The 4215-nt window shown below is 39.4% G+C and carries 6 protein-coding genes; all 6 read right to left on the bottom strand.

Features of this window, described 5'->3' with window-relative positions:
• Positions 1-36: 36 nt before the first annotated feature.
• Complete coding sequence (locus AC3EA5_RS08750; protein WP_488607982.1) at positions 37-768, bottom strand: hypothetical protein; 732 nt, start codon at positions 766-768, stop codon at positions 37-39.
• Between the two features lie 14 nt (positions 769-782).
• Positions 783-1808 (bottom strand): conjugal transfer protein TrbL family protein, encoded by a 1026-nt coding sequence (locus AC3EA5_RS08745; RefSeq protein ID WP_488607981.1) that lies wholly within the window; start codon positions 1806-1808, stop codon positions 783-785.
• On the bottom strand, positions 1805-2029 hold the full coding sequence (locus tag AC3EA5_RS08740; RefSeq protein WP_488607980.1) for a hypothetical protein: 225 nt from the start codon (positions 2027-2029) through the stop codon (positions 1805-1807). Before AC3EA5_RS08740 ends, AC3EA5_RS08745 begins: the two co-directional genes overlap by 4 nt.
• A 57-nt stretch (positions 2030-2086) precedes the next feature.
• Positions 2087-2638 carry a hypothetical protein gene (locus tag AC3EA5_RS08735; RefSeq protein ID WP_488607979.1) on the bottom strand — a complete coding sequence of 184 codons (552 nt, stop codon included), beginning with the start codon at positions 2636-2638 and terminating at the stop codon, positions 2087-2089.
• 14 nt (positions 2639-2652) lie between these two features.
• On the bottom strand, positions 2653-3606 hold the full coding sequence (locus tag AC3EA5_RS08730) for a M23 family metallopeptidase (protein ID WP_488607978.1): 954 nt from the start codon (positions 3604-3606) through the stop codon (positions 2653-2655).
• A gap of 178 nt (positions 3607-3784) precedes the next feature.
• On the bottom strand, positions 3785-4215 hold a 431-nt coding region (locus tag AC3EA5_RS08725; protein WP_488607977.1), incomplete at its 5' end, for a DJ-1/PfpI family protein.

Below are 4215 nucleotides of genomic sequence, written 5' to 3'. Positions count from 1 at the left end.
TCTTATCATTCCTTTCATCTCTAACTTACTGAGGTTTTATCGAAGTTTAGGATAATTGGATAACAGTTCTTCTACTTCCTGCTTAAACTCATCCTCTTCTGCCTCAACTTCACTTTCTGGAACGCCAGATTTAATCTCTTTAAATTCTTTATCTAATTCGTCTAAATAGAATGTTTCTCCGGAAATAAAAGGATTTGATGTCATCACAAGATCTCCATTTTTTGATTTCAGAAAACGTAATTCCGATTTCTCCAATTCTTGATCTTTCACATTAAATTTGCTTTTCACATTTTGAAAGATTAATTGTGAGACACCAAAAACTTCAGATGTATAAGTTGAGTAATCAGTTTTATCAAAATCAATCTCTGGTATTGCAACACCATCATACTTACAATTCCCTAGTGGACACGCCTGAGATGCTGTGGCTTCAAAAGAAACAGTTAAATCTCCTTCTTCTCCGATTATCCCGTTAGGATACTGTTCTAGAAATAGCTGAAGAACAGTTTCTTTTGCTAACTCTTGTAACGGTTCAGACAATTGACCGTCTTTGTCTTGCTCAATTTCTCCAGTTGCAATTGCTTCTGCTGCTTTCGTTTGAAACTCACTTGATTTCTCTTCTAACAAAAGAACCATTTCGTTTGCCATCTGCACATCGTTTACTGTAAATACTTCTGTATCTGCAGATTCCTTTTGAGTCTTTTCACTGTTACAAGCCCCTAGCATAAGTACTATAGATAAAATTGCTCCTAATATTATTAATTTTTTCATTTCATTCACTCCTTTTATCTTCTCGCATGCCTTGCCACATATTTCACTGTCGAGCCCATTGCTCTCGCAGATCCTGTAGATGCTCCAAATTGGCTCAATAACGTTGGAATGGATAGTCCAACGATGAAAAACAGCATTCCGATTAAAAAGTTTCCGGTTTGTAAATTAATCAATGTTTTCACGCCTAAAACAAAACACAACAATTGTAGCGTTAATGTTAAAATGTTGCTGACGACGATTTTGAGCCATAAACTAAAGAAATTGTATTGGTCATTTACAATCGTTGGAATGGCCATGACGCCTGAAATATATAGAACTACAAATAGTACAGTCCTATACAGGATGGATATGAAGAAAACAAATAAGATGGCCGATATTACTAACATTAAAATGATTCCGTAACCAACTGAATTTACAGCTAATACCTGCATAATGTTATAGTGTGTAACCGGATCTGTTAACATCGTTTCTGTCAGAAGATGTGTCAGTTCCAATATCCAATCGAACAATTCCCCATATATCCCGAGTAGTATGGCTCCCGTTATGACCGCAACCACTTTTTCATAAAGCGTATTCATGCCTTCATCACCATTTGCAGAATACAGAATGATTATTTTAATGGTTTGCCAAATAAGAAAGATTGCCGTCATCGTCCATGCCAATGATTTAAAGTTCAACATATACCCTTCGTAAACTGGATTCCCTGTAATGACTGACGAATCAATTTGAAATTTCCCAAAGCTATCAATTGCTCCAAATACAAACCCACTAACCGTCGTAAATAAGAATCCATTTGTTTGGCACATGACTTCATACCACTTACAATTAAACTGATTCGTTTCGTGGTCGTATTTATCTAAATATAAAACATTTTGCATATATCCTTCGGCTCTTTTAACATCTGCTTCTTTAACCCCATCAGTACTTCGATAATCCTTTATTGTATCTTCCATAAATTCACCTTCAGCTGCCTCTACACCATTCATCATAAACATGGATAACAGCAACAGCCCAAAGACTAACAAGATGTGTTTCTTCATCCTCCAACACCTCCATTCATGAGGGTAAGTAACAGGATGACGACTGGAATAAACCCGAAAAACCCGACTCGCAAGACCACACCTTTTTTAATTTCAATAACTTCTTGCGCACTAAGTGGCTTGTCATACTGCAATTCATACTGGCGAGTGGCTTGCTCCAGTTGCTTTTTGGCTAGTCGATTAATGATGGTCTCAAAGAGTTGATTCACTCTTCGTTGCATCCTCACTATTCTTTGTAAGATGGTCATCTCTGTTCACATCCCTTTTGTGTCTCGTGTCTATGAAGAAATCTCTTGAATCACCTGTTCTCCTGATACGAGAGGTTCCAAATCGTGGGCATCTACCTTCAGTTCACCGTCTTCGATTATCCATGTAATCGTGGACATCAAGATTAAGAGTGGTTGATCCCCAGGATTCACAAACTCATCGTCAATCCCTGTTAAGGTAGCTTTGTATAGCGCATATACCTTATAGGAGTCTTCTTGCTTTCGAACGGAAATGTTATAAATCTCAAGCTCTTTCATTTCACTCACGTCCACGTCTTCAGACGTTTCATTTTCTGACAGGGTTTGTTCTACCTCTTTACGGTAAAGTGTCGTAAAGTAATCCATCGAGCCGCCTTGTAAACTGTCTGTTAGAAAACGTTCAGTTTGAGAAAACACTTCTTTTTCTTCCTTCTTAGAGGCTTCAACTTTTTCGACATCGTTCGACAAGTCGGCGTTTTTTCGTTTTAAGTCTTGATTGGCTGCAAATACATTAAACAAAACGAGTGCCAACGCCACTACCAAGACAATCAGTAAAATATTGACGAGTTTTAAGCGATTTTCCATAGGATAGCCCTCCCTTACACGGGTTCTTTTAAGTACAACATCGGATTGAGTCGGGTTCCAAACTGCTTTCCTGCTTGAATCTCAAAATGAAGATGATCACCTGTCGAGCGACCAGTAGACCCACATCGACCGATGACTTCCAGCTGTCGAACTTCTTGCCCAACCTTAACGTCAATGCGACTTAAATGTGCATACGCCGTAAAGAGATTGTTTTGATGTTGAATGACAACGATGTTGCCGTACGTATTGGTTGGATAACTGCTAGGAAACTCTGCATACACGACTTTCCCTTCCTTAGCTGCATAAATAGGTTCAGGGCTGCTACAAGCAAAATCGACGCCTTGATGGTTACTGATGTCGCCTGTGATGGGATGAATACGAACTCCGTAGTTCGAATTCACTTGTACATTTGGAATGGGTTGAGCAAATTCTCCAGACTGTGTCGTGCAATTCATGGTTAATCCGCCGAGCGAACTAACCATTGCCGTAATCGTCGGTACCCAGTGGGCGTTTAAGTTGGTGGGATCGTTCTCTGCCCCAATTGGTGCGTAAACCGAACCTAAATCACCAATGGTCACGTATCCGTCTTTAATGATGCGGTTGTGTAGTGTCTGCCCCATCGATTCCAGACCTTCTTCTAATGTAGAAAACTGCATCAATCCATCTTTCCCCATCAAACCACCTGGATTATTTTTGGTGACCACTGCATTTGACGTCCCATTGGTCGTTTCGTGCAGAGCAATCGCAGCCATGAGAACCGGGTCAATGCCTTGTTCACTCGCAATCTGGATAAAGAGTTCTTCTTTGCCTGAAAAGACGCCTGCCGTGCTCATTTTGGCTTCCCATAACTCTTGGTTAATTTCTCCATTGACTGCGCAATACGCGTCACCTACAGCGCCTGAAAGGGTCTCTGTGTTTTGTTCTGGGTTTTCTAAATCAAATCCTTTGTCTTTTCCATTCATGGACATAAAAACAGGAAGTACCAGCAGGACGAGGGCGGTCCCGAAGACCACTAACCCAAGAGTATTGAAGAAAACCTTCATTAGGGGGTAGCGTCAGGAAAATGCGGATTTACAACGATAAGGAAATTCTAAATTAAAAAGCCCAGCTTCTCTACAAATCAAAATAGAGAAATTGAGCTTTACTTTATTTATTTATTGAATTCATTAACTGGAAGAAGTATTCAGGTTTATGAGTCTTATTTAGGTTATACCATGAATGTAATGCATCTGGTGTAAATACATCTATTTTTTTCAGTACCTCCATTGCAAATTCCAGAGGAGCAATTCCTGATGCAGTAACTAAATTCCCATCAGATACGGCAGATCCCATCTCATAGAACTTTTCTCCTTTATAATTAGGACATACCATTTTAGTATATTCTAAGTTATTACTTGTATGCTTTCTAGTATCTAAGTATCCCATATTCGCGAGGCCCTCAGTTGCACCACAAATTGCGGCAACAATAGTGCCAAGCTTTAAAGCTTGGCCAATTCTTTCCAAGATAGGTTGATGAATTTCTTCACTCCAAGTAGTCCCTCCCGGTAAAATTAAAAGATCTTTACTTTCAAGAGTAC

The sequence above is a fragment of the Paenisporosarcina sp. genome (genome assembly GCF_057785155.1).
The sequence above is the reverse complement of the archived record's forward strand: the minus strand, read 5'-3'. Positions and strand labels throughout refer to the sequence as shown.